Annotated in this window: 23 protein-coding genes, 1 tRNA gene and 1 pseudogene; 9 read left to right on the top strand and 16 right to left on the bottom strand. The window is 57.3% G+C overall.

All coding sequences use genetic code 11. From position 1 onward, the window contains the following. Positions 1 to 56: 56 nt before the first annotated feature. The gene (gene copA, locus ACLGE8_RS02630) at positions 57 to 2,558 is read right to left on the bottom strand and encodes a copper-exporting P-type ATPase CopA (protein WP_410996226.1); all 2,502 of its coding nucleotides are present in this window, start codon (positions 2,556 to 2,558) and stop codon (positions 57 to 59) included. Positions 2,559 to 2,652: 94 nt separating this feature from the next. Here copA and cueR point away from each other — a divergent pair, with 94 nt between their 5' ends. Continuing rightward, positions 2,653 to 3,063, top strand: coding sequence for a Cu(I)-responsive transcriptional regulator (gene cueR / locus ACLGE8_RS02625; RefSeq protein ID WP_185667085.1), 411 nt, complete (start codon positions 2,653 to 2,655; stop codon positions 3,061 to 3,063). A gap of 3 nt (positions 3,064 to 3,066) precedes the next feature. Here cueR and ACLGE8_RS02620 read toward each other — a convergent pair whose 3' ends face one another. Both ACLGE8_RS02620 and ACLGE8_RS02615 read right to left on the bottom strand, forming a co-directional pair. Further along, the gene (locus ACLGE8_RS02620) at positions 3,067 to 3,528 is read right to left on the bottom strand and encodes an NfeD family protein (RefSeq protein ID WP_410996224.1); all 462 of its coding nucleotides are present in this window, start codon (positions 3,526 to 3,528) and stop codon (positions 3,067 to 3,069) included. Further along, positions 3,525 to 4,442: an SPFH domain-containing protein gene (locus tag ACLGE8_RS02615; RefSeq protein WP_035891812.1), complete on the bottom strand. Its 918-nt coding sequence runs from the start codon at positions 4,440 to 4,442 to the stop codon at positions 3,525 to 3,527. Before ACLGE8_RS02615 ends, ACLGE8_RS02620 begins: the two co-directional genes overlap by 4 nt. Before the next feature lie 126 nt (positions 4,443 to 4,568). Between ACLGE8_RS02615 and fetA the strand changes: the two genes are divergently transcribed. Beyond that, positions 4,569 to 5,228, top strand: a complete 660-nt coding sequence (gene fetA, locus ACLGE8_RS02610) for an iron efflux ABC transporter ATP-binding subunit FetA (protein WP_410996223.1) — start codon at positions 4,569 to 4,571, stop codon at positions 5,226 to 5,228. Next, a complete protein-coding gene (gene fetB / locus ACLGE8_RS02605) occupies positions 5,221 to 6,006 on the top strand; it encodes an iron efflux ABC transporter permease subunit FetB (protein ID WP_410996221.1) in 786 nt (261 codons plus the stop codon). Before fetA ends, fetB begins: the two co-directional genes overlap by 8 nt. A gap of 168 nt (positions 6,007 to 6,174) precedes the next feature. Here fetB and ACLGE8_RS02600 read toward each other — a convergent pair whose 3' ends face one another. From ACLGE8_RS02600 to tesA, 3 genes are read right to left on the bottom strand one after another with little or no spacing between them, the layout of a single operon-like run. Further along, positions 6,175 to 7,029 (bottom strand): co-chaperone YbbN, encoded by an 855-nt coding sequence (locus tag ACLGE8_RS02600; protein WP_410996219.1) that lies wholly within the window; start codon positions 7,027 to 7,029, stop codon positions 6,175 to 6,177. 58 nt (positions 7,030 to 7,087) lie between these two features. After that, the gene (locus ACLGE8_RS02595; protein ID WP_223883158.1) at positions 7,088 to 7,891 is read right to left on the bottom strand and encodes an SDR family oxidoreductase; all 804 of its coding nucleotides are present in this window, start codon (positions 7,889 to 7,891) and stop codon (positions 7,088 to 7,090) included. Next, positions 7,878 to 8,510: a multifunctional acyl-CoA thioesterase I/protease I/lysophospholipase L1 gene (gene tesA, locus ACLGE8_RS02590; protein WP_410996217.1), complete on the bottom strand. Its 633-nt coding sequence runs from the start codon at positions 8,508 to 8,510 to the stop codon at positions 7,878 to 7,880. Before tesA ends, ACLGE8_RS02595 begins: the two co-directional genes overlap by 14 nt. Between tesA and ybbA the strand changes: the two genes are divergently transcribed. The 3 genes from ybbA to ACLGE8_RS02575 all read left to right on the top strand — a co-directional run bounded on the left by ybbA (position 8,478) and on the right by ACLGE8_RS02575 (position 12,972). Further along, positions 8,478 to 9,164 (top strand): putative ABC transporter ATP-binding protein YbbA, encoded by a 687-nt coding sequence (gene ybbA / locus ACLGE8_RS02585; protein ID WP_185667078.1) that lies wholly within the window; start codon positions 8,478 to 8,480, stop codon positions 9,162 to 9,164. The genes tesA and ybbA overlap by 33 nt on opposite strands. Then, positions 9,161 to 11,575, top strand: coding sequence for a putative ABC transporter permease subunit YbbP (gene ybbP / locus ACLGE8_RS02580; protein WP_410996215.1), 2,415 nt, complete (start codon positions 9,161 to 9,163; stop codon positions 11,573 to 11,575). Before ybbA ends, ybbP begins: the two co-directional genes overlap by 4 nt. A 254-nt stretch (positions 11,576 to 11,829) precedes the next feature. Beyond that, complete coding sequence (locus ACLGE8_RS02575; protein WP_333495110.1) at positions 11,830 to 12,972, top strand: porin; 1,143 nt, start codon at positions 11,830 to 11,832, stop codon at positions 12,970 to 12,972. Positions 12,973 to 13,063: 91 nt separating this feature from the next. Here the strand turns inward: ACLGE8_RS02575 and mnmH are convergent, their stop codons facing one another. The 5 genes from mnmH to ppiB all read right to left on the bottom strand — a co-directional run bounded on the left by mnmH (position 13,064) and on the right by ppiB (position 17,175). Then, positions 13,064 to 14,155 (bottom strand): tRNA 2-selenouridine(34) synthase MnmH, encoded by a 1,092-nt coding sequence (gene mnmH, locus ACLGE8_RS02570; RefSeq protein ID WP_410996213.1) that lies wholly within the window; start codon positions 14,153 to 14,155, stop codon positions 13,064 to 13,066. Positions 14,156 to 14,261: 106 nt separating this feature from the next. Further along, the gene (purK, locus tag ACLGE8_RS02565) at positions 14,262 to 15,329 is read right to left on the bottom strand and encodes a 5-(carboxyamino)imidazole ribonucleotide synthase (RefSeq protein ID WP_410996211.1); all 1,068 of its coding nucleotides are present in this window, start codon (positions 15,327 to 15,329) and stop codon (positions 14,262 to 14,264) included. Continuing rightward, complete coding sequence (gene purE / locus ACLGE8_RS02560; protein ID WP_410996209.1) at positions 15,326 to 15,835, bottom strand: 5-(carboxyamino)imidazole ribonucleotide mutase; 510 nt, start codon at positions 15,833 to 15,835, stop codon at positions 15,326 to 15,328. The genes purK and purE overlap by 4 nt, the downstream gene beginning before the upstream one ends. Before the next feature lie 119 nt (positions 15,836 to 15,954). After that, complete coding sequence (gene lpxH / locus ACLGE8_RS02555; RefSeq protein WP_410996207.1) at positions 15,955 to 16,677, bottom strand: UDP-2,3-diacylglucosamine diphosphatase; 723 nt, start codon at positions 16,675 to 16,677, stop codon at positions 15,955 to 15,957. A gap of 3 nt (positions 16,678 to 16,680) precedes the next feature. Beyond that, the gene (gene ppiB, locus ACLGE8_RS02550) at positions 16,681 to 17,175 is read right to left on the bottom strand and encodes a peptidylprolyl isomerase B (protein WP_410996205.1); all 495 of its coding nucleotides are present in this window, start codon (positions 17,173 to 17,175) and stop codon (positions 16,681 to 16,683) included. Between the two features lie 185 nt (positions 17,176 to 17,360). On the opposite strand from ppiB, the gene cysS reads away from it, so the two are divergent. After that, positions 17,361 to 18,746 carry a cysteine--tRNA ligase gene (gene cysS, locus ACLGE8_RS02545; RefSeq protein WP_395595545.1) on the top strand — a complete coding sequence of 462 codons (1,386 nt, stop codon included), beginning with the start codon at positions 17,361 to 17,363 and terminating at the stop codon, positions 18,744 to 18,746. A gap of 51 nt (positions 18,747 to 18,797) precedes the next feature. Here cysS and ACLGE8_RS02540 read toward each other — a convergent pair whose 3' ends face one another. The 3 genes from ACLGE8_RS02540 to folD all read right to left on the bottom strand — a co-directional run bounded on the left by ACLGE8_RS02540 (position 18,798) and on the right by folD (position 20,622). Next, positions 18,798 to 19,319, bottom strand: coding sequence for a metal-dependent hydrolase (locus tag ACLGE8_RS02540; RefSeq protein ID WP_410996203.1), 522 nt, complete (start codon positions 19,317 to 19,319; stop codon positions 18,798 to 18,800). A 222-nt stretch (positions 19,320 to 19,541) separates the two neighbouring features. After that, positions 19,542 to 19,754 (bottom strand): ribosome-associated protein YbcJ, encoded by a 213-nt coding sequence (gene ybcJ, locus ACLGE8_RS02535; protein WP_035891785.1) that lies wholly within the window; start codon positions 19,752 to 19,754, stop codon positions 19,542 to 19,544. 1 nt (position 19,755) lies between these two features. After that, positions 19,756 to 20,622, bottom strand: coding sequence for a bifunctional methylenetetrahydrofolate dehydrogenase/methenyltetrahydrofolate cyclohydrolase FolD (gene folD / locus ACLGE8_RS02530; RefSeq protein ID WP_410996201.1), 867 nt, complete (start codon positions 20,620 to 20,622; stop codon positions 19,756 to 19,758). Positions 20,623 to 20,875: 253 nt separating this feature from the next. On the opposite strand from folD, the gene ACLGE8_RS02525 reads away from it, so the two are divergent. Then, positions 20,876 to 20,952: transfer RNA gene (locus ACLGE8_RS02525), tRNA-Arg, on the top strand. Positions 20,953 to 20,967: 15 nt separating this feature from the next. Here ACLGE8_RS02525 and ACLGE8_RS02520 read toward each other — a convergent pair. After that, a pseudogene (locus tag ACLGE8_RS02520) lies at positions 20,968 to 21,102 on the bottom strand (integrase); the annotation flags it as partial. Between the two features lie 131 nt (positions 21,103 to 21,233). Between ACLGE8_RS02520 and sbmC the strand changes: the two are divergent. After that, on the top strand, positions 21,234 to 21,704 hold the full coding sequence (sbmC, locus tag ACLGE8_RS02515) for a DNA gyrase inhibitor SbmC (protein ID WP_410996199.1): 471 nt from the start codon (positions 21,234 to 21,236) through the stop codon (positions 21,702 to 21,704). Between the two features lie 73 nt (positions 21,705 to 21,777). On the opposite strand, the gene ACLGE8_RS02510 is transcribed toward sbmC, so the two are convergent. Then, the gene (locus tag ACLGE8_RS02510) at positions 21,778 to 23,088 is read right to left on the bottom strand and encodes a serine hydrolase domain-containing protein (protein ID WP_410996197.1); all 1,311 of its coding nucleotides are present in this window, start codon (positions 23,086 to 23,088) and stop codon (positions 21,778 to 21,780) included. Between the last annotated feature and the right edge of the window lie 31 nt (positions 23,089 to 23,119).

The raw sequence follows: 23,119 nt of genomic DNA, 5'->3' as shown, positions 1-23,119 counted from the left end.
CGCGATGGGGGGAAAGGTGCAAACGCGTCCCTCCCGTTGACGGGAGGGACGGTGGGTTACTGTTTCGGTTTGAAGCGCAGCAGGCGGTTGGCGTTGCTCACCACCGTAATGGAGGAGAGCGCCATCGCCGCCCCGGCAACTACCGGGTTCAGTAGCGTGCCGGTCAGCGGCCAGAGGATCCCGGCGGCAATCGGAATACCCAGCGAGTTATAGACAAACGCCCCGAGCAGGTTCTGCTTCATATTACGCAGCGTGGCGCGGGAAATCGCCAGCGCATCGGCGACGCCGACCAGGCTATGGCGCATCAACGTAATCGCCGCGGTTTCAATCGCCACATCGCTGCCGCCGCCCATGGCGATACCTACATCGGCCTGCGCCAGCGCTGGCGCATCGTTGATACCATCACCGACCATCGCGACCTTCTGGCCCTGCGCCTGCAGATCTTTAATCGCCTGCGCTTTCCCGTCCGGCAGTACCCCGGCAATCACCTCATCAATACCCGCTTCCTTGGCAATCGCGTTAGCGGTGACGGGGTTATCCCCGGTCAGCATCACCAGACGGTATCCTTCACGGTGCAGGCGCTGTAGCGCGGCAACGCTGTCGCTGCGCAGCGGGTCACGAATGGCGAACAGCGCGGCGGCTTTACCGTCGATGGCAAGCAGCACCGGCGTTGCGCCCTGTGCGGCTTGTTGTGCCATTTCATCGTCCAGCTCGCGGGTGAGGACCTGATGTTCATGCAGCAGCGCCTGGTTGCCGAGCAGCAGAGTGTGACCGTCGGACTCACCGCTCACGCCCAGCCCACGCAGGGTGCGGAACGCGTTAACCTGCGGCAGAGATTTTTCGGCGGCCTTCTCCACAATAGCGCGAGCCAGCGGGTGGTTTGAACCCTGTTCCAGCGCGGCGGCCAGACGCAGGGCGGTGGCTTCGCTAATGGCGCCGAGCGTTTTAACCGCCACAACCTGCGGTTTGCCTTCGGTCAGCGTGCCGGTTTTATCAAACACCAGGGTGGTCAGTTCACTGGCGCGCTGGAGCGCATCGGCATCACGTACCAGCACGCCGTACTCTGCGGCACGACCGACACCGGCAATAATCGACATCGGCGTTGCCAGGCCTAGCGCACATGGACAGGCGATAATCAGCACCGTCGTGGCGATAACCAGGGTGTAGACAATCTGTGGGGCCGGGCCAAAGAAGTACCAGATGGCGGCGCTGAAAATGGCAATCGCGACGACCACCGGCACGAACACGGCGGAGATTCTATCTGCCAGTTGGCCGATTTCCGGCTTGCTGCTCTGCGCCTGACGCACCATCTTAATAATGCGCGACAGCGTGGTGTGGCTGCCCGTGCGGCTTGCGCGGAACTGTACCGAACCATCTTCTACGACGGTACCGGCATGAATACTGTCGCCGTCGCCTTTTTGCTGCGGGATAGGCTCACCGGTCAGCATGGCTTCATCAAACCAGGCTTCGCCCTGGGTAATTTCACCGTCAACCGGCACGCGGTCACCGGTTGCCAAACGTAAGATCATGCCCGGCTGAACATCGGCCAGCGGCACGGTTTTTTCACCGTCTTCCGTGACCACGCGGGCGGTCGGTGGCGTCAGGTCGAGCAGTTTTTCCAGCGCCCGGGAGGAGCGCTGACGTGCGCGCGCTTCCAGCATATGCCCGAGGTTTATCAGGCCGATAATCATGGCGCTGGCTTCGTAATAGAGGTGGCGGGCTTCCATCGGGAACCACTGCGGCCACAGGTTGACGCTCATCGAGTAGAGCCACGCGACGCCGGTCCCTAAGGCGACGAGGGTGTCCATCGTTGCAGTACGGTTCTTCAGGCTTTTCCATGCGCTGGTGTAAAAATGACCACCTGCAAACATCATCACAGCCAGGGTGATGAGGCCAATGACCAGCCACAGGGAGCGGTTATCGTCGGAGACCATCATATTGTCGCCGATCATCCCCCAGACCATCACCGGAACGCCGACCAGCAGGGCGACAATGGCCTGCCAGCGAAAACGCTTCATAGTCGCGAGAGCGGTTTCCTGCTGACGTTCGCGGCGCTTGAGATCGTCCTCAATGGCTTCCGCGCCGTAGCCCGCTTTTTCCACCGCCTGGACTAAATCACCAGCGGAGGCGCTACCCATGACCAGGGCCGTGCGCTCCGCCAGGTTTACCCGTGCCTGTACGACGCCCGGTACGGCCTGCAACGCATTTTGTACCCGGGAAACGCAGCTGGCGCAGCTCATACCGTTGATCAGCAATTGTTGGCTGTCATCCAGTTCCTGTGCTGCCGGAAGCTCAGGGGTGGCCGCTGTCAGTGCTTCCGACGGGAGTGATGACTCTGCCAGCGGTTTAGCCTTTGGGTGGCTTAACTCCGCACCATAACCGGCTTGTTTAATGGTTTCGATAAGCGCTTCGGCGCTGGCGCTACCGGTCACGTGCGCGGCTTCGATAGTCACTTCCGCATGGTCAACGTCAGAACGCTGCTCCAGGCTCTCTTTCACGCGTTTAACGCAGTGGCCACAGGACAGACCGTCCAGGGTTAGATCGATGGTTTGAGACATATCACTTTCCTCAATAATGGATGACCAAATTCAGCTTATGGTCTACAGTTGTGAAGGTTAAACCTTCCAGCAAGGGGAAGGTCAAGGGGGAAATGTGAATATCAGTGATGTTGCCAAAAAAACCGGCTTAACCAGCAAAGCGATTCGCTTTTATGAAGAGAAGGGGCTGGTCACGCCGCCGCTGCGCAGTGAAAACGGCTACCGTAGCTACACGCAGAAACACCTTGATGAGTTTACGCTACTGCGTCAGGCACGACAGGTTGGGTTTAATCTCGAAGAGTGCGGCGAGCTGGTGAATCTGTTTAACGATCCAAAGCGCCATAGCGCGGATGTGAAGGCTTATACGCTGCAAAAGGTGGCGGATATTGAGCGCCATATCAGCGACCTGCAGGCGATGCGCGATCAGCTTCTTTCGCTGGCAGCGTCCTGCCCGGGGGATGACAGCGCCGATTGTCCGATTATTGATAATCTTTCCGGCTGCTGTCACCGTAAAACCCAGGCCTGACGATTAGCGAGGAGGGGAGAGCCTGACTCGCAGGACGATCCCTTCCACCGCAATCACTTCTACTTTGCTACCGGCGGGCAGGTCGTCATCGGCGGCAACCGGCCAGGAGCTGTCGCCGACCCGCATATGACCGCGACCGTTAACCAGAGCGTTATCCAGCGTAAAGCGCTGGCCCAGCAGCTGTTGCCCGCGTTGGTTAAGCTGGCCTTCAGCCGGGCGCTGACGGTTTGTGCGGCGGCTCAACCACTTCCACCATAGCCAGGCTGCCAGCAGCGTAAGCACGGCAAAAAGCGTGCCTTGCCACTCCCAGCCGATAGGTAGCAGCCAGGTGATGATGCCAGTGACCGCCGCCGCCACGCCGCTCCACAGCAGGTAACCGCTGCCGCCAAGCATTTCTGCCGCCAGCAGCAGGCCGCCCAGGCTCAGCCAGAAGAGATGCGGGTGCGTGAGCACCAGGGCAATCATGATGATTTCCGTTCGCTGGCGCTGTCTTTAATCAGCTCGGCGATCCCGGCGATTGAACCCATCAGGCTGCTGGCATCCAGCGGCATCATCACGACTTTGCTGTTATTGGCAGAGCCAATCTGCTGCAGCGCATCGGTGTATTTCTGCGCCACGAAGTAGTTCACCGCCTGAATGTCACCGGCGGCAATCGCCTCGGACACCATCTTGGTTGCCGTGGCTTCTGCCTGCGCTGAACGTTCACGCGCTTCCGCCTGCAGGAACGCCGACTGACGCTCACCTTCTGCGGTGAGGATCTGCGCCTGTTTTTCACCTTCGGCTTTAACAATTTGCGCCTGGCGAATCCCCTCCGCTTCGAGAATATAGGCGCGCTTGGTACGTTCGGCTTTCATCTGCGCGTTCATGGCGTCGATAAGCTCTGCCGGTGGACGCACGTCGCGAATCTCGATACGGGTGATTTTGATCCCCCACGGATTGGTCGCTTCATCGACGATATGCAGCAGGCGCGTGTTGATGTTGTCACGCTGGGAGAGCATTTCGTCGAGCTCCATTGAGCCTAGTACGGTACGAATGTTGGTCATCGTCAGGTTGATGATGGCGAGTTCAAGGTTGCTGACCTCATAGGCCGCTTTTGGCGCGTCAATCACCTGAATAAAGCAAACGGCATCAATCGAGACGTTGGCGTTATCTTTAGAGATGACTTCCTGGGAAGGAATATCGAGCACCTGCTCCATCATATTGATTTTTCGACCGATGCGATCCATAAACGGCACCACCAGGCTTAACCCTGGATGCAGCGTTTTGGTGTAGCGGCCAAAACGTTCGACCGTCCACTGGTAGCCCTGCGGTACAACTTTGACGCCCGCTGCGACAATCACCAGCGCGACGAAGATAAGAACCGGGATAAATATCAGCATAAAACCTCCTGTTTAACTGTCCGTAACCTGTTCAAGTATATCGGCTATGTAGGGGAAATTCGCCCCCTGAAATAAATAGGGGTTACACTAGAGCCACAAAAGTCAGCTTCAGGACAAAATAAAGCAATGAAGGAAAATAGCGCGATTTTACAGCTTGAGCAGGTGAGCTTTCATATTGGAGAGAAAACGGTCCTTGATAAGATTAATTTAAGCGTGGCCCCCGGTGAGTTTAAGCTGATTACCGGGCCCTCCGGCTGCGGCAAAAGCACCTTATTAAAAATTATCGCCTCGCTGCTTTCACCCGCCGATGGGAAGATTCTATTTGAAGGCCAGGATATCAACGCATTAACCCCGGAAGCTTATCGCCAGCAGGTTTCCTACTGTGCACAAACTCCGGCGTTGTTTGGCGATACGGTTTACGACAACTTTATTTTCCCGTGGCAGATTCGCAATAAAAATCCTGAACCGGATCGTTTTCTGACCCAGCTGGCGCGCTTTGGCCTGCCGGAAGAAACGCTGTCGAAATCAATTAACGATCTCTCCGGCGGGGAAAAGCAGCGGGTATCCCTCATTCGTAACCTGCAATTTTTACCCAAGGTGCTGCTGCTGGATGAAATTACCAGCGCGCTGGACGAACAAAATAAAAAGAACGTGAACGAGATTATTCATCAGTACGTGCGTGAGCAGCAGGTTGCCGTGCTGTGGGTGACCCACGATAAAGATGAAATTAGCCATGCGGATGAAGTGGTGACGCTGCCTTCGCATATGGAGGCGGGCAATGAATAACGAACATATCATTACTAACCAGTCGCTGGCGCTGTCGATGGTGCTGGTACTGGTTGCCATTCTGGTGAGCTACCGGGAAAAGCTGGCGCTGGAAAAAGATATTATCTGGAGCATCTGTCGGGCGGTGGTGCAGCTGATTATCGTCGGCTACGTGTTGAAGTATATCTTCAACGTTAACCACGCGGTGCTGACGCTGTGCATGGTGCTGTTTATCTGTTTCAACGCCGCGTACAACGCGCAAAAGCGTAGCAAATATATCGATAAAGCGTTTGTGTCATCGTTTATCGCCATTACCACCGGCGCGGGGCTGACGCTGGCAGTGCTGGTGTTCTCCGGCTCAATTGCCTTTGTACCGATGCAGGTGATCCCGATTTCCGGGATGATCGCCGGTAACGCAATGATTGCGGTGGGGCTGTGCTACAACAATTTGGGGCAGCGTTTTAGCGCCGAGCAGCAGCAGATTCAGGAGAAGCTGAGCCTGGGGGCAACGCCAAAAATGGCGTCGGCGCGGTTGATTCGCGAAAGTATTCGCGCGTCGCTGATCCCAACCGTTGATTCGGCGAAAACCGTGGGGTTGGTGAGTTTGCCGGGGATGATGTCTGGGCTGATTTTTGCCGGTATCGACCCGGTAAAAGCGATTAAGTATCAGATTATGGTGACGTTTATGCTGCTCTCAACCGCCAGCCTGTCGACCATCATTGCCTGTTATCTGACCTACAGGAAGTTTTACAACGCTCGCCACCAGCTGGTGGTGACGCAGTTGAAAAACCGGACATAAATAATGATGTCGCCGTTTCGTAGCCCGGCCAAGCGAAGCGCCGCCGGGGATTCCCCGGAGTCAGCGCGTTGCGCTTCGTCCGGGCGACGAACGGCAGATTAAGCGCCCGTTTCGTCAGTACAGCAGTTTCGTAGCCCGGCCAAGCGCAGCGCCGCCGGGGAAGCACCGTTAGTACAGCAGCGAATACAGCTGACGACGATACTTCGACGCCAACGCATCACCGGTACCGAGCGCCGCCAGAATTTCCTGCAGCATCTTGCGCGCTTGGCCGTCCGCCGCACCTAAATCTTTACGCAGGTGGCTGAAGAGCAGCTCCAGCGCCTCTTCGTTACGGCCCACCTGATGCAGCTGAAGCGCCAGCTTCGAGGCCAGCGCCGCGTCGTCCGGGTTAGCATCCACTTCCTGCTGTAACTGCTGAATTTCCGGTGTATCTGCCGCTTGCTTCAGCAGCTCAATCTGCGCAACCAGCCCCTGATAACGAGTGTCCTGATCCTGCAACGGAATGGTTTTCAGCACTGCTTCTGCATCTTCTGAACGGTTAAGCGCAATCTGCGTTTCCGCCAGCAGCAGGCCAATCTGGCTGTCATGACCGGAGAGCTGCCAGGCATCTTTCAGCAGCGGCAGCGCCTCGGCGTGATTGCCTTCCTGAATCAGTGCCAGCGCTTGCTGCGCTTTCAGCTCTTCTTCACGCGGCAGCACTTTATCAAGCAGAGCGCGAATCGCCTCTTCCGGCTGCGGGCCCTGGAAGCCGTCAACCGGCTGGCCGTTCTGGAACAGATAAACGGTCGGGATGGCGCGCAGGCCAAACTGTGAAGCGACCATTTGCTCAGCGTCGCAATCCACTTTCGCCAGAATAAACTGACCGTTGTACTGCGCGGCCAGATTTTCCAGCACCGGCGTCAGCTCCAGGCAGTGCTGGCTACGTTCGGACCAGAAGTAGAACAGTATCGGCGTAGTGACGGACTGTTCCAGCGTCTGGTGAAGGTTAGCTTCGGTAATGTTGACGATATTCTGTACGGACATAAGTCTTTCTCTGTAGTCGGTTTGTATTCGAGATGGGGGCAAAAGCGTCGGCTTCAACTTAGCCCTGCAGAATTTTGTCCATCGCGCGCCCGGGCAGCAGGCGTTTCAGCCAGCCTACCGCGTGGGTGACCAGGGTGACCGGATAGCGCAGCTTCGGTTTATCGCTGATAAACGCATGGCGAACTTTCTCCACCACTGCATCCGGGCCGAGGGTAAAGCGCGCGGCGATGCCGGGGTTCTCAACCGGTTTATCGCTGGTCTGGTTAACATTTTCCGTAAAGCGGGTGCGAATCGGGCCGGGTTCAATCAGGCTCACCTTCACACCCGTATGGCGCAGCTCCATGCGCAGGGCGTCGGACCAGGCTTCCAGCGCATATTTGCTGGCGGCATAGGCGCCACGACCCGGCGTAGAAATCAAACCCATCACCGATGAGGTCATGACAATACGGCCTTCGCCGTGCGGGATCATCGCCGGCAGCAGGCGCATGGTGAGCTGGTGGACGCCGAAAAAGTTGGCGGAAAACTGTTGCACCATTTGTGCACGACTAATGCTCTCTAGCGGCCCATAGACGCCATATCCGGCGTTATTAAACAGGCCAAACAGGCGGTTATTGGTCAGGGCGATGACCTGCTCCGCGGCGTTATCGACGCTTTCCGGGCTGTCGAGGTCGAGCAATATTCCGGTAAACCCCATGCCGTTCATGCGCTTCACATCATCGGGTTTGCGGCAGGCGGCCAGTACGCGAAAGCCCTGGCGTTTCAGTTCTAACGCGCTTTCGAGGCCAATCCCGCTGGAACATCCTGTAATTAAGACCGATTTTTGCATAACTTTACCTGAAGACACCGCTTTACTTTCCGGCATCGTGATTAACTAATGGAGCCAGGCGTGTCGCCATCCAGTCAGCAATAAACGGCTGGGCGTCACGATTGGGATGAATGCCATCATCCTGCATCCACTGCGGCTTGAGATAGACCTCTTCCATGAAGAAGGGCAGCAGTGGGATAGAAAACTCGCTGGCGAGCCGCGGATATACAGCGCTGAACGCCTCATTATAGCGGCGTCCGTAGTTTGCTGGCAGACGAATTTGCATTAATAACGGTTGGGCATGGGTGGCCTTTACCTGCTGCAAAATAGTACGCAGCGTTTTCTCGGTTTGCTGTGGTTGAAAACCGCGCAGGCCATCGTTGCCACCGAGTTCAACCAGCACCCATTGCGGTTTATGCTGTTGAAGCAGCGCGGGCAGTCGTGCCAGCCCCTGGTCTGAGGTATCGCCGCTAATACTGGCGTTCACCACCGTGATGTCAGGCTGCCATTTATTGTTCAACAGCGCCGGCCAGGCCGTATTGGCCGCCATGCGATAGCCCGCGCTAAGGCTGTCGCCAAGCACTAACAGCGTGTCCGCCGCCGCGGCGCGCAGGCTAAACAGAATCAAAAACAGGACAGGCAAATGCCAGCGGAAAACGTACTTGAAGTGCATCATCTTAAGAAATCCGTCGGTCAGGGGGAGCATGAGCTTTCCATCCTTACCGGAGTTAACCTGATTGTCAAACCGGCGCAAACCCTTGCTTTGATTGGCGAGTCGGGCTCCGGAAAGTCGACGCTGCTGGCAATTCTGGCCGGGCTGGACGATGGCAGCAGCGGCGAGGTGAAGCTGCTGGGTCATCCGCTGGATAAGCTCGATGAAGAGGCGCGAGCGCGTCTGCGGGCCCAGCATATCGGCTTCGTTTTCCAGTCTTTCATGCTGATCCCAACGTTGAATGCGCTGGAGAACGTCGAGCTGCCCGCGCTGCTGCGTGGGGAAAGCGATGGGCAAAGCCGCCAGGGGGCAAAGGCGCTGCTGGAACAATTGGGGCTGGGCAAGCGTCTGCACCATCTTCCGGCGCAGCTTTCCGGCGGCGAGCAGCAGCGCGTGGCGCTGGCGCGCGCCTTTAACGGCCGGCCGGATCTGCTGTTTGCCGACGAACCGACCGGCAACCTCGACCGTCAGACCGGGGATAAAATCGCCGACCTGTTGTTCTCACTCAACCGTGAACACGGCACCACATTGATTCTGGTCACCCACGATGCGCAGCTTGCCGCGCGCTGCGACCGACGACTGCGGCTGGTCGACGGGCAGCTACGGGAGGAGGCATGATTTTACGCTGGTTCTGGCGGGAGTGGCGCTCGCCGTCGCTGCTGATTGTCTGGCTGGCGCTGAGCCTGGCGGTGGCCTGCGTGCTGGCGCTGGGCAGCATCAGTGACCGCATGGACAAAGGGCTCAACCAACAAAGCCGTGAATATATGGCGGGCGACCGGGCGCTGCGCAGCTCGCGTGAGGTGCCGACGCAGTGGATTGAACGGGCGCGCTCGCAGGGGTTAACGGTGGGCGAGCAGATAAACTTCTCGACCATGACCTGGGCGGGGGATACGCCGCAGCTTGCCGACGTGAAGGCGGTGGACGACAGCTACCCGCTGTACGGCGACCTGCAAACCGCACCGGCTGGCCTGAAACCGCAGGCGGGAACGGTGCTGCTGGCTCCCCGCCTGATGGCGCTGCTGAATCTGAAAACCGGGGATAACATTGACGTTGGCGATGCCACGCTGCGTATTGCCGGTGAAGTGGTGCAGGAGCCTGACAGCGGGTTTAACCCGTTCCAGATGGCGCCCCGGCTGATGATGAACCTGGCCGACGTGGCGAAAACCGGCGCCGTGCAGCCCGGGAGCCGGGTAAGCTGGAGCTATAAATTTGCCGGAACCCCCGCACAGCTTGCCAGCTATGAAAGCTGGCTGCTGCCGCAGCTCAAGCCGGAGCATCGCTGGATTAGCCCGGAGCAGGACGATGGCGCGTTGGGCAAATCACTACAGCGTTCCCAGCAGTTCCTGCTGCTCTCGGCGCTGCTGACGCTGCTGCTGGCGGTAGCCGCCGTGGCGGTGGCAATGGGGCATTACTGCCGCAGCCGCTACGATCTGGTGGCGGTGCTGAAAACCTTAGGGGCCGGGCGGGCGCAGCTGCGTAAGCTGATTATCGGCCAGTGGGTACTGTTGCTGGCGCTTTCGGCGCTGGCGGGCGGTGCGATGGGGCTGTTGTTTGAATCGCTTCTGCTGACGTTGCTCAAACCGGTGCTACCGGCGGCGTTACCTGCTGCCAGCGCCTGGCCGTGGCTATGGGCAGTGGGGTCAATGACGGTGATTTCGCTGCTGGTTGGGTTACGTCCGTACCGCCTGCTGCTGGCAACCCAGCCGCTGCGTGTGCTGCGTCAGGATATCGTCGCCAACGTCTGGCCGCTGAAAATCTACCTGCCGCTGGTCTGTATCGTCACCGTGGTGTTGCTGGCATGGCTGATGGGCGGTAGCCCGTTACTGTGGTCAGTGCTGGCGGGGGCGGTGGTGCTGGCGGCGCTGTGCGGGCTGGTGGGCTGGCTGCTGCTGAAAGTGTTGAAGCGCCTCACTCTCCGTGCGCTGCCGCTGCGTCTGGCGGTGAACCGTCTGCTGCGTCAGCCGTGGTCGACGCTCAGCCAGCTGGCGGCGTTCTCGCTCTCATTTATGTTACTGGCGCTGCTGCTGGTGTTGCGCGGCGATCTGCTGGATCGCTGGCAACAGCAGCTACCGCCGGAAAGCCCGAACTACTTCCTCATTAATATTGCCCCGGAACAGGTCAGTGAGGTGAAAACCTTCCTGGCTGAGCATCAGGTGATCCCGGCGGCGTTCTACCCGATCGTCCGCGCGCGCCTCACCCAGATTAACGGTCACAGCACTGAAGGTAATAAAGATGAATCGCTGAACCGCGAGCTGAACCTTACCTGGCAAAACCAACGGCCGCAGCATAACCCGCTGGTAGTGGGCGTCTGGCCGCCGAAAGCGGGGGAGGTTTCTATTGAGGAAGGACTGGCGCAGCGGCTGAACATTGGCCTTGGCGATAGCGTGACCTTCACCGGGGATACTCAGGACTTTACCGCGAAGGTGAGCAGCATTCGTAAGGTGGATTGGGAAAGCCTGCGGCCGAACTTCTTCTTTATCTTCCCGGATGGCGCGCTGGACGGCCAGCCGCAGAGCTGGCTCACCAGCTTCCGCTGGGACCACGGCACGACGCTGCTGACTCAGCTTAACCGCGAGTTCCCGACGGTGAGCCTGCTGGATATTGGCGCTATCTTAAAACAGGTTGGCCAGGTGCTGGCGCAGGTTAGCCGGGCGCTGGAGGTAATGGTGGTGCTGGTCACCGCCTGCGGTGTGCTGTTGCTGCTGGCACAGGTTCAGGTTGGCATGCGTCAGCGTCATCAGGAGCTGGTGGTTTATCGTACGCTTGGTGCCGGAAAGTCGCTGCTGCGTATGACGCTGTGGGCCGAGTTTGCTCTGCTGGGGGCGATTTCCGGTTTGGTGGCGGCCATCGGCGCGGAGACCGCACTGGCGATGCTGCAAACGAAGGTGTTTGATTTCCCATGGTCACCGGACTGGCGGCTGTGGGTGGCGCTACCGCTGTGCGGGGCGCTGCTGCTATCGCTGTGTGGCGGGGGATTGGGGTTGCGTCTGCTTAAGGGCAGGGCGCTGTTCCGTCAGTTTTCAAGCTAGCCATTTCCCCGGCGGCGCTGCGCTTGGCCGGGCTACTTATGACCCGTAGCCCGGCCAAGCGCAGCGCCGCCGGGTTTCTCTCCGCCCCACAAAATTGCTCATCCTTTCATCGGTTTGCCCGCATTAGGGCACCATTCGGTAATTCTGCTGCGCTAAGTCGCACGTTTCATTAAAAATCAGTCAGGTGCAATTTATTAATAAACGATAAGATTTATTTGCCAAATAGATGGCGCGTAATCTATCAAGGAAAAATAATGACTATAAAAATGAAAGCGCTGGCGATCTCGATCGGCGCTGCAGTGGCATTGACGTCTTTCGCATCCCAGGCTGAAATTACCCTGCTCAAGCAGGATCCTCAGGCTGGTAACCCGCTGAGCCGTCTGAACTTCACCGTGGGCGGTAGTATTCGTCCGCAGTTCAACATGATGACCGGTGACGGCGACAAAGGCTCTTACAAACGTAATGGCTTTGACGGCGGCACCCGTTTCCGTTTCGCTGCTGACTACTACCTGTTTGATGACATCAGCTGGGTCAGCTACTACGAGCTGGGTGTCAACATTCCAGCGGTCTTTGACTGGGATAACCACTACGCGGAAGGTGCGAACGACACCACCCGTCGTATGCTCTACACCGGCCTGAAGAGCGATACCTGGGGTACGCTGACCTTCGGTCAACAGAACAGCATCTACTATGATGTAGTCGGTGCGAAAACCGATATCTGGGACTATGACATGATTGGTCAGGCGCCAGGTAACGGTATCAACGGTGACTACGATGGTTCTTACCGTACTCGTAAGTCACTGAAGTATAAGAAAACCGTAGGTGATGTAGACCTCTACGCTTCTTACCTGTTCAACGATGATCTGAACCTGAACAACGGCCTGCTGTACAAACGTAAAGGCGGCGGTTCACTGGGCGTGGATTACCACATCACCGACGATCTGAGCTGGGGTACGGCATGGAACTACACCCGTGCTGACATGAACACCACCTACAACAGCGAAAGCAAAACCTACGATCAGAACATCCTGGGTACCGCGCTGAGCTGGACGCCGGACAACTGGACCTTCTCCCTCGGCGGCGGCTGGTACCAGAACTTCATGACCACTAAAAAATCTTCCGTACATGACTACTTCGCGGGCGATGCGTGGGGCGTGGAATACTTCGCGGGCTACAAAATCCCAGTGGGTCAGTACGCGCTTAAATCCGTTCAGCCATACTTCATGGGTGACCGTATTGAATACGTGAATGGTCGCAACTACCAGCGCATCGACAACGGCGTGGGTATCAGCTTCCAGCTGGATTACGGTTTCCGTGTTGACTACGAACACGTGTTCACCTCCAGCACCGATGACCTGGGTGATATGAACCTGGTTCGTCTGCGTTACGATTTCTAATCGTCAAAAAGGGCGGCAATTGCCGCCCTTTACCGGTATTGCAAACCGTGTAGCCCGGCCAAGCGCAGCGCCGCCGGGAATGGGAGCAGACCTACCCTCGAGTTTCCGCCAGCCACTGCGTGACCGCTTCCGACGTTCCCCGAAACACAATCTTGCCCGCCTTCTTCTCCAGCTGATAGCGGTACATCGGGTCGTAATACTCGTTGAGCAGCGGCACCAGCCAGGCGAAATGTGCCTCGGTTGAACCGCTACGCTGCTGTTCAGCCAGGGCCTCATCAAGCGTGGCGGTCAGTTCGGCAAAGCGCTGTAGCCCCAGGCGACGACGAATCGCGAACAGGCCGTGGTGCAGATAAGCGCTGTACTCTTCCCAACCTTTCTCTTCACCAAACGCGGCGGTAAAGTCGTGATGCATATGGGTGAAATACTCTTCGCGCAGGCGCTCGAGGCGCAGATCGAACGGATCTTCTACTACCGCGATCGGCGACTGAGCCATGCGTTCGCGCAGGCACTCTGGCAGGTGGTTAGCGCCGATCATGTGACCTTCATCTTCCAGCACCCAGCGAACATTTTCTCGCTGATACGCGCCTTTCAGCAATGCGGTGGCGAGATGGTTCTCAAAGGTTGCCTGAGAAAATTGGGGCGTTAACGTGCGGCCAAACGATGACCCGCGGTGGTGAGCGAGTCCTTCAAGGTCGATCCCCAACGGTTGCTGGCGTACCAGCGGCGTTTTGCCGTTACCGGTGCAGCCGCCGATCAGCACGATCGGATGGCGTACCAGTTCCTCGGTGGCCTGAATCGCCGCCTGACGCAGCGCTTTATAGCCGCCGAGGATCAGCGGGTAATCAAGACCGTTCTCTTTGATCCAGCTCTGCGTGATATGCGAGCGCTGGCCACCGCGTGCGCAGCACAGATAGCCCTGCGGCATGCGACGACAGGCATCAAGCCAGGCATCAATGCGCTGCTGGCGCGTCTGCCCGGAGACCAGTTTATGCCCCAGCGCCATTGCGGCTTCGGGCCCCTGACGTTTATAGCAGGTGCCGACTGCGGCGCGTTCGTCGTCGTTCATCAGCGGCAGATTGACGGCGGCGGGCGTCGCGCCCTGAGCAAACTCGACGGGGGCACGCACGTCAATGATGGGCGTTTCCGCGCGCAGAATGGCGCAGTAATCCGTCCCATTATCCATGGGGAAATCCTCTGTAACTAAGTGGGGGTCATGCGGTTATGGCGGGATTTTACGCTTCAGAGAGGGGGCCGGGGAAGGATAAGTTACTCTCCCCGGCATTTAAGGCTTATTTCAGGCGTGATTGCGCCCAGGCGATACCGCTTGCGTACTCCGGCGGCAGCAGGGGAACCATCGCTTCCAGCGTGGCGCTCAGGCGGCCGGTGTCGCTGTCATTGAGGTTCAGATGGCCCACTTTGCGGCCCTCGCGCACCTCTTTGTCATACCAGTGCAGGTGCACCAGCGGCAGCTTCAGCCAGTCATAGTTCAGGTCGGTGCCAATCAGGTTCACCATCACCGACGGGCTGTTCACCACCGGTGGCGGCAATGGCAGGTCGGTAATCGCACGCAGGTGCAGCTCGAACTGGCTGATGGACGCGCCGTTCTGCGTCCAGTGGCCGCTGTTGTGCACGCGTGGTGCCAGCTCGTTGATCAGCAATCCGGCAGGGGTGATAAAGCACTCCATCGCCATTACGCCGACGTAGTTCAGCTCCTGCATAATGGCGCCAAGCATGGTTTCAGCCTGAGCCTGCTGCTGGGCGTCCGCCTGCGGGAAAGCGACGCTCATGCGCAGAATGCCGTCCTGATGCAGGTTATGGGTCAGCGGATAGAACACGGTGCTGCCGTCATGGCCGCGCGCGCCCACCAGCGACACTTCACCGGAGAAGTTAATGCCCTGCTCAACGATGCATTCGCCGTAGCACTCGGCAGGCAGTTGCGCGGTGTCATCTTGACGCAGACGCCACTGGCCGCGGCCATCGTAGCCGCCGGTACGGCGCTTGACGATAGCCAGCTCGCCCAGGCGACCGAACACCTCAGGCCACTCGTCGGCGCTTGCCAGCAACTGCCAAGGGGCGGTTGCCAAATTGAGCTTATCGAACAGCTGCTTTTGCGTCAGACGGTCGGCGATAATTGGGAAGACGTCGCGGTTAACAAACGCGGTGTGCTCGGCCAGTTCGCGAGTCAGTGCGGTTTCCGGCCAACGTTCAATCTCTGCGGTAATCACGCTTTGCTGAAACGGCACGGCGGCCGGGTCCGCTTCTAAGCCCACCGGCCAGACGGCAATGCCCAGCGGCTCGCCGGCCTGACGCAGCATGCGGCCTAGCTGACCGTTGCCCAGCACGCAGACCTGCTTCATGCCACACCTCGTGGGTCTGGGTTATCCAGCACTTCATCGGTTTGCGCTTTGCGCCAGTCGGCAAGGCGCTGATGCAGTTCTGCGTCGTGCTGAGCCAGGATCTGTGCGGCGAGGAGGGCGGCGTTCGCGGCACCGGCTTTCCCGATAGCCAGCGTCCCTACCGGAATACCGCGCGGCATTTGTACGATGGAGTAGAGGCTGTCTACGCCGCTTAATGCAGCGCTCTGCACCGGTACGCCGAGCACCGGCACCAGCGTTTTCGCGGCAATCATTCCGGGTAAATGCGCTGCACCACCAGCACCGGCAATAATCACCTGGTAACCGTTCTCTTCTGCCGTTTCGGCGAAGCTGAACAGCTTATCGGGGGTGCGGTGGGCGGAAACCACTTCAACATGGTGAGGAACGTTCAGAATATCGAGGATTTCTGTGGCGAACTGCATGGTAGCCCAGTCGCTTTTGGACCCCATCACGATGGCGATACGTGCCGGATTATTGCGGGAAGACATACGTCTTAAAACTCCTGTGGGTGTGCTGCACACGACGTTAGAGGCCACAGAGAATAACACGGAAAACGGGCAAGGAAAACGGTTGCGTCGCCATGCGACGGGGGAATAAGGGGGAAAAATTAAAACGGGAAGGCGATAAGCGTAACGTCTTCTTTGGTGACGCGGATCATCGACCCTTCGCTATGCCAGGCACCGAGCACTGCGCGAAACGCCGCGTCGCCGTTGGCCTCAAGAGTATGGATATCCGGGCGATGGGTATGCCCGTGAATCAGCCACTGCACGTGATGTTTCTCCATCACGTCGACGACGGCCTGCAGGTTCACGTCCATGATGTCCATCGACTTGCTGCTGTTGGCAGCTTTGCTGTCATTGCGCATCTTCTGGGCAATACGGTGGCGGATAAACAGCGGCAGGGCGAGAAACAGCTTCTGGATCCACGGGGTATGCACTTTGGCACGAAAGGCGAGATAGCCGGGGTCATCCGTACAGAGGGTGTCGCCGTGCATAATCAGAATGCGACGGCCGTACAGCTCCAGCACCTTCTCTTCAGGCAACAGCTGCATCCCGCTTTCTGTCGCAAAACGCTTGCCGACCAGAAAATCGCGGTTGCCGTGGATGAAGTAGCAGGGAACGCCAGAATCGACCAGCGATTTGATGGCGGAGGCCACCTCACGATGCAGCGGGTTAGGATCGTCATCGCCAATCCAGGCTTCAAACAGGTCGCCTAAGATGTACAACGCATCGGCATGACGGGCTTCGCCGCCTAAAAAACGCAGAAAACCGGCGGTAATCGCCGGTTCTTCTGTTTGCAGATGAAGGTCTGCAATAAAGAGTGTCGCCACCAATTACTCGCTGACGGTTACGCTTTCGATGATAACGTCTTCTTTAGGAACGTCCTGGTGCATACCGCTGCGACCGGTAGAGACCGCTTTGATTTTGTCGACCACTTCCATACCTTCAACCACTTCGGCGAAGACACAGTAGCCCCAACCCTGCAGGCTTTCGCCAGAGAAGTTCAGGAAGTCGTTGTCTGCTACGTTGATGAAGAACTGAGCGGTAGCGGAGTGTGGAGCCTGAGTACGCGCCATTGCCAGCGTACCACGGGTGTTTTTCAGACCGTTGTTCGCTTCGTTCTTGATAGCTTCTTTAGTGGTTTTCTGGTTCATGCCTGGCTCAAAACCGCCGCCCTGGATCATGAAACCGTTGATAACACGGTGGAAGATGGTGTTGTTGTAGAAACCTTCGCGGCAGTAGTCCAGGAAGTTTTTAACTGTTTCCGGCGCTTTGTCGTCGAAGGTTTTGATGACGATGTCGCCATGATTAGTGTGGAAAGTAACCATTTCTGCATCCTGTTCCGTTTAGAGTGGTGCTTCAGCCCGCCTGTGGGCTGCACATAGGCATCTGTTATAGCATAACCGGGCGGCGCGATCATCTTGCATTGTGTGCTGCTTCCGGGTTGAATTATGGGTAGAATATACCGTTTAAGGCGCAAGCCCGGTTCACACACGTAAACATGGAATTCTCGATGCTAAAAATCTTCAACACAATGACTCGCCAGAAAGAGGAATTTAAGCCCATTCATGCCGGAGAAGTTGGCATGTACGTGTGTGGTATCACCGTTTACGATCTCTGTCATATCGGCCACGGCCGTACTTTCGTCTCCTTTGACGTGGTCGCACGCTACCTGCGTTTCCTCGGCTACAAGCTGAAGTACGTGCGCAACATCACCGATATTGACGACAAAATCATCAAGCGCGCTAACGAAAACGGCGAAAGTTTTGTGGCGTTGGTCGACCGCATGATCGTCGAAATGCACAAGGACTTCGACGCGCTGAACATTCTGCGCCCGGACAGCGAGCCTCGCGCAACCCACCATATCCATGAAATTATCGAAATCACTGAACAGCTGATTGCCAAAGGTCACGCCTACGTGGCGGACAACGGCGACGTGATGTTCTCGGTGCCAACCGATCCAAGCTACGGCAAGCTGTCGCGCCAGGATCTGGATCAGCTGCAGGCCGGTGCTCGCGTTGACGTGGTTGACGTAAAACGCGACCCAATGGACTTCGTGCTGTGGAAAATGTCCAAAGCGGGCGAACCAAGCTGGCCATCCCCGTGGGGCGAAGGCCGTCCAGGCTGGCACATCGAATGTTCGGCGATGAACTGCAAACAGCTGGGCAACCATTTCGATATTCACGGCGGCGGTTCTGACCTGATGTTCCCGCACCATGAAAACGAAATCGCGCAGTCTACCTGTGCGCACGACGGCGAGTACGTGAACTACTGGATGCACTCCGGCATGGTGATGGTTGACCGCGAGAAGATGTCTAAATCGCTGGGCAACTTCTTTACCGTGCGCGACGTGCTGAAGTACTACGACGCCGAAACCGTGCGCTACTTCCTGATGTCCGGCCACTACCGTAGCCAACTGAACTACAGCGAAGAGAACCTCAAGCAGGCGCGTTCCGCGCTGGAGCGTCTGTACACCGCGCTGCGCGGTACCGACAAATCCGTCGCGCCAGCGGGCGGCGAAGCGTTCGAAGCGCGCTTTATCGAAGCGATGGACGACGATTTCAACACCCCGGAAGCTTACTCCGCGCTGTTTGATATGGCGCGTGAAGTGAACCGCCTGAAGAGCGAAGATATGCATGCCGCCAACGCGCTGGCGTCGCATATGCGTAAGCTCTCCGCGGTGCTGGGCCTGCTGGAACAGGAACCCGAAGCGTTCCTGCAAAGCGGCGCGCAGGCTGATGACGGCGAAGTCGCTGAAATCGAAGCGCTAATCCAGCAGCGTCTGGACGCACGTAAAGCTAAAGACTGGGCGGCAGCCGACGCTGCGCGTGACCGCCTCAACGAGATGGGTATCGTGCTGGAAGATGGCCCACAGGGTACCACCTGGCGCCGTAAGTAAGTCACGAATCGTAACCCGGCTGAGCGAAAGCAACGCCGGGTCTTCACACTCTTACCGACGTCGCCACCATAACCATCCCATCATCACCACACCTGGCAACCACACCCACAGCAGCTCAGAAATAATCACCTGATGCCCGTACGGCGTGCTGTAGCGCGAGAGCGCAAATGGCGCGACCTTAATCACCTGCCACGGTGCGAAAAATCGTTCATCCGACCACGGCCACAGCCAACCCACGCCTTTGCCTCCGGTGGTAATCGAGTCCAGCAGGCTATGGGACAACAGCGAAACGGTTAAAAACAGCCAGCAGCGCATTAGGCCCGCGCCAAACCATCGTCGACCCACTATGACGCAGAGCAGGGGCACTACGAAGGCAAATAGCAGCGAATGGGTAAAGCCGCGATGGCCGAAAATATTGCCGTAGGCGATACCAAATTTGAAGGCCAGTACATCGGCGTCGGGCAGCATCGCCAGCACAATGCCGGTAAATAATAAACGAGGTGGAATAACGCGGGTTCCGAGCCCTAAACCAAGGCACAACGGGACGGCGGCGTGGGTAATAATCGTTGGCATCTGTAGTCCGTTTTAGCGTGAGGATGACAGAGTATCGTTGCTGGAGCGGATTAATGCAGTAGGGTGTAATTCTGAAAAATGGGGGGAGGGGATGAGACCCGGCGTCGACATACAACAAGGCGGGTCTTGTAGGCCTGATAAGCGAAACGCCATCAGGCAATCAAGGTGCAGATTGCCGGATGGCGGCATAACGCCTTATCCGGCCTACAGCTGTGCCAGTATTTAGGCCGTCACGGTGACGTTCTGGCCTTCAAAGCTGACGGTTTGACCGGCTACAATTTTGCAGCGCTTGCGGGTTTCCACCGCACCGTCAACTTTAACCAGACCGTCGGCGATGGCGATTTTCGCCTGCGCGCCGCTTTCGCTCCAGCCTTCCAGCTTCAGTAAGTCACAGAGTTCCACATGCGGATGCTTACCCAAAGAAAATGTTGCCATCTTATGCCTTCTCCACGTCGTGATACTCTTCACACGCCTGTAAGGTGTTTTCAATCAGGGTAGCGACGGTCATTGGACCTACGCCGCCCGGTACCGGGGTGATGTAAGACGCGCGCGCGGCGGCATCTTCAAACACCACATCGCCGACTACTTTACCGTTTTCAAGGCGATTAATCCCGACATCAATGACGATGGCACCTTCTTTAATCCACTCGCCTGGAATAAAGCCAGGCTTGCCGACCGCGACGATCAGCAGATCCGCGTTCTCAACGTGGTGGCGCAGATTTTTGGTGAAGCGGTGGGTCACGGTGGTGGTGCAGCCGGCCAGCAGCAGCTCCATGCTCATTGGGCGACCAACGATGTTGGAGGCGCCAATCACCACGGCGTTCAGGCCGTAGGTGTCGATGTTATAGCGCTCCAGCAGCGTCACGATACCGCGCGGGGTGCACGGACGCAGACGCGGCGCGCGCTGGCACAGGCGGCCAACGTTGTAAGGGTGAAAGCCGTCCACGTCTTTGTCCGGATCGATACGTTCCAGTACTTTGACATTATCAATACCGGCGGGCAGCGGCAATTGCACCAGAATACCGTCGATGGTGGTGTCGGCGTTCAGGGTATCAATCAGCGTCAGCAGTTCGGCTTCTGATGTGGTTTCCGGCAGATCGTAGGAGCGGGAGACGAAGCCCACCTCTTCGCAGGCTTTGCGCTTGCTGCCGACATAAATTTGCGATGCAGGGTTGCTGCCCACCAGGACAACGGCAAGCCCAGGGGCGCGTTTTCCGGCCGCTACTCGGGCCTTAACTTTTTCCGCAACCTCAGAGCGCACCTGCTGCGCAATCGTTTTACCGTCAATAATCTTTGCTGCCATCAGGGAAAATTTTCCATCTGTCATTAACGAAGGGGGGATGGACATATTTTGTCAGATGCGAGCCTCGCTGTCAGGTATCGTTTGCGAGTTTTCCGCGGAAAGTGATTTTGTCGAAGAGTTGAACGATAGTTGGCTGCTCTTTGTCCACTGCCTCATCCCGCGCAGGTTTCGTAAGGAAATGGATTGACTCACCTGCCAGTGACCGTATAATTCCACGCGTTTCACCCCACCATGAAGTTTTGACTTCCCCAGTGCGCCCTTAGCTCAGTTGGATAGAGCAACGACCTTCTAAGTCGTGGGCCGCAGGTTCGAATCCTGCAGGGCGCGCCATTTCATTTCAATAGCTTACGCTTCTTTCGCTTCCTCCTGATTTCCGATGTGGGACATATTTGGGACATCATCGGCAAAAATCGAGTCAATTTGACGTGCGTGTTCGGTCAGGTGACTAGGTGCCAGGTGAGCATATCTCCGCACCATTTTCCTGAAATTCCCCCTACATTCTTCCCCTGGCAAGAGTGCGAATCTGCTCACATAATGTTCACTGTTCATTTGTCTAAACCAGAATACGTCAATTATACTGTATGAAATCACAGTGTTTTAGCGGAGGCAGTATGGACTACGAGATTAAGCAGGTTAAGCAACGTAAAATCGCTGGTTTTCATATGGTTGGGCCGTGGGAACAGACGGTCAAACAAGGGTTTGAACAGCTGATGATGTGGGTAGATGGTCAGCAGATCCCCGCGCAAGAGTGGCTTGCCGTCTATTATGATAACCCGGATGAAGTGCCTGCCGAGAAGTTGCGCTGCGATACCGTAGTGTCGGTGGCCGATGATTTTGTTATTCCGGCCAATAGCGAAGGGGTGATGCTGGCGGAAGTGGCGGGTGGGCTATATGCCGTTGCGCAGGCTCGTGTTATCGACCACGACTTCGCTACGCCGTGGTATCAGTTCTTTGATAGTGTCATGAAGGACGAAACCCATCAGTGGGCACCAAAGCCCTGCTTTGAGATTTACCACAACAACGGGGCGGAAGAGGGTTACTGGGATATCGAAATGTTTATCGCAGTAGAGCCGAAGGCCTGACCTGCAAACGCCAGAGCGTAAAGTAGGGCTCTGGCGTGGTCATTTGCTGGCTAATGCCCTGTATTGCGAATGATTAATGCAATGCCTTTGCAATGGCGCTGAACATCAGCGAAGCCTCAAGTGGCTGGGCGCTGAACGACGGTTCCGCCTGCGGCCAGGTTGACCACTGGACGATCACCAGATTTTCCGCGCGGTTGACCATGATCATCTGGCCGTAAATGCCCAGTGCCCACATTGAGCCTTTGAGCGAGTCCTGCGGTGCTGGCACCACGTTTTTCGCATTGGCAGGCACCTCGTTATTCCACCACTGGTAGCCGTAAAGCCCCTGCGGATGTGCTGCGGAGACCGAGTTTTTCGCCGTGTTCCAGTCAGCGGATTGGGCAACCCAGTTCTCCGGCAGAATCTGCTTACCGTTCGGCAGGCGGCCGTTGTTCAGCACGAATTCGCCGAAGCGGCCCCAGTCTTCCAGCGTGGCGTTAAAGCCGTGTGCGCCAACATCATGCTGGTTTTTGCTGTAGGCGTGCCATACGCCATCGCTCGCCATCCCGTACGGCTGCCAGATGCTTTGCTCAAGGTAGGCGGCAAGCGTCATGCCCGTCGCGCGCTCCAGCACATCGCCCAGCAACCAGGCGCCGCCGGAGGAGTAAGACCAGACTTCGCCTGCCGGATGGGCGCGTTTCAGGCCTGAGACCAGCGTGCGGACGCAGTCGTAGGTACCCGCGTGCGCCTCACATTGCGTGAGCTTCGCGAAATCCGACTGCGGGTTGGCGTAATCTTCATTCCACGCTACGCCGGAGGTGTGCTGAATCAACTGTTTCAGCGTCACGCCGTCCCAAGCGGTGCCCTTCAGATCGGGTTCATACTGCGTAACCAGATCGTCCATCGAGTGGATTTTTCCCTCTTTTAACGCCACGCCTACCAGCGTCGAGACTACCGATTTCCCTACCGAACGGGAGGTCCACAGCGTGGTGTCGGTGTTGCCTTCGCCCAGATATTTCCAGGCAATTTTACCGTCCTTCAGCACCAGCATGCCGGTGACGTTCTGGCGTTTAAGGTAGTCCTGAAGCGTCCATTGTTTGCCGTTGACCTGATAGCTCGCCTGCGTCAGCGGTTTTTCTGCCGCCACTAACGGCACGGATTTTCCATGATGGAAAACATCGCCCTGGTAATTACGGTAGTCGTTACGAAAACCGATAACGCGCTCGGCCTGATCCCAGGTCAGCATGGTTTTGGTATCGGGCAGGGTGGTATCAAAAGGGGCCGGGCAGGCGGTGAGTTCCGTGCCTTCACAGGCCGCTATGGCGGGAGAAGAGAGGAATGCCGTGGCCACCAGGCTTGCCAGCAGACAGTACTTTGCAGGTAAGGATTTATGTTTATTATTCATAGCGTTCTCGATTTTAGTTATACCAATAGAC

This window comes from Kluyvera sp. 142486, assembly GCF_046569695.1.
In the GTDB taxonomy this organism is placed as follows: Bacteria; Pseudomonadota; Gammaproteobacteria; order Enterobacterales; family Enterobacteriaceae; genus Kluyvera.
The sequence above is the reverse complement of the archived record's forward strand: the minus strand, read 5'-3'. Positions and strand labels throughout refer to the sequence as shown.

Excerpts from the sequence above, each read along its gene's own strand:
- copA (WP_410996226.1), bottom strand. The coding sequence starts at position 2,558 with ATGTCTCAAACCATCGATCTAACCCTGGACGGTCTGTCCTGTGGCCAC.
- ACLGE8_RS02620 (WP_410996224.1), bottom strand. The coding sequence starts at position 3,528 with ATGATTGCCCTGGTGCTCACGCACCCGCATCTCTTCTGGCTGAGCCTG.
- ACLGE8_RS02615 (WP_035891812.1), bottom strand. The coding sequence starts at position 4,442 with ATGCTGATATTTATCCCGGTTCTTATCTTCGTCGCGCTGGTGATTGTC.
- fetA (WP_410996223.1), top strand. The coding sequence starts at position 4,569 with ATGAAGGAAAATAGCGCGATTTTACAGCTTGAGCAGGTGAGCTTTCAT.
- fetB (WP_410996221.1), top strand. The coding sequence starts at position 5,221 with ATGAATAACGAACATATCATTACTAACCAGTCGCTGGCGCTGTCGATG.
- ACLGE8_RS02600 (WP_410996219.1), bottom strand. The coding sequence starts at position 7,029 with ATGTCCGTACAGAATATCGTCAACATTACCGAAGCTAACCTTCACCAG.
- ACLGE8_RS02595 (WP_223883158.1), bottom strand. The coding sequence starts at position 7,891 with ATGCCGGAAAGTAAAGCGGTGTCTTCAGGTAAAGTTATGCAAAAATCG.
- ybbA (WP_185667078.1), top strand. The coding sequence starts at position 8,478 with ATGCCAGCGGAAAACGTACTTGAAGTGCATCATCTTAAGAAATCCGTC.
- tesA (WP_410996217.1), bottom strand. The coding sequence starts at position 8,510 with ATGATGCACTTCAAGTACGTTTTCCGCTGGCATTTGCCTGTCCTGTTT.
- ybbP (WP_410996215.1), top strand. The coding sequence starts at position 9,161 with ATGATTTTACGCTGGTTCTGGCGGGAGTGGCGCTCGCCGTCGCTGCTG.
- ACLGE8_RS02575 (WP_333495110.1), top strand. The coding sequence starts at position 11,830 with ATGACTATAAAAATGAAAGCGCTGGCGATCTCGATCGGCGCTGCAGTG.
- mnmH (WP_410996213.1), bottom strand. The coding sequence starts at position 14,155 with ATGGATAATGGGACGGATTACTGCGCCATTCTGCGCGCGGAAACGCCC.
- purK (WP_410996211.1), bottom strand. The coding sequence starts at position 15,329 with ATGAAGCAGGTCTGCGTGCTGGGCAACGGTCAGCTAGGCCGCATGCTG.
- purE (WP_410996209.1), bottom strand. The coding sequence starts at position 15,835 with ATGTCTTCCCGCAATAATCCGGCACGTATCGCCATCGTGATGGGGTCC.
- ppiB (WP_410996205.1), bottom strand. The coding sequence starts at position 17,175 with ATGGTTACTTTCCACACTAATCATGGCGACATCGTCATCAAAACCTTC.
- cysS (WP_395595545.1), top strand. The coding sequence starts at position 17,361 with ATGCTAAAAATCTTCAACACAATGACTCGCCAGAAAGAGGAATTTAAG.
- ACLGE8_RS02540 (WP_410996203.1), bottom strand. The coding sequence starts at position 19,319 with ATGCCAACGATTATTACCCACGCCGCCGTCCCGTTGTGCCTTGGTTTA.
- ybcJ (WP_035891785.1), bottom strand. The coding sequence starts at position 19,754 with ATGGCAACATTTTCTTTGGGTAAGCATCCGCATGTGGAACTCTGTGAC.
- folD (WP_410996201.1), bottom strand. The coding sequence starts at position 20,622 with ATGGCAGCAAAGATTATTGACGGTAAAACGATTGCGCAGCAGGTGCGC.
- sbmC (WP_410996199.1), top strand. The coding sequence starts at position 21,234 with ATGGACTACGAGATTAAGCAGGTTAAGCAACGTAAAATCGCTGGTTTT.
- ACLGE8_RS02510 (WP_410996197.1), bottom strand. The coding sequence starts at position 23,088 with ATGAATAATAAACATAAATCCTTACCTGCAAAGTACTGTCTGCTGGCA.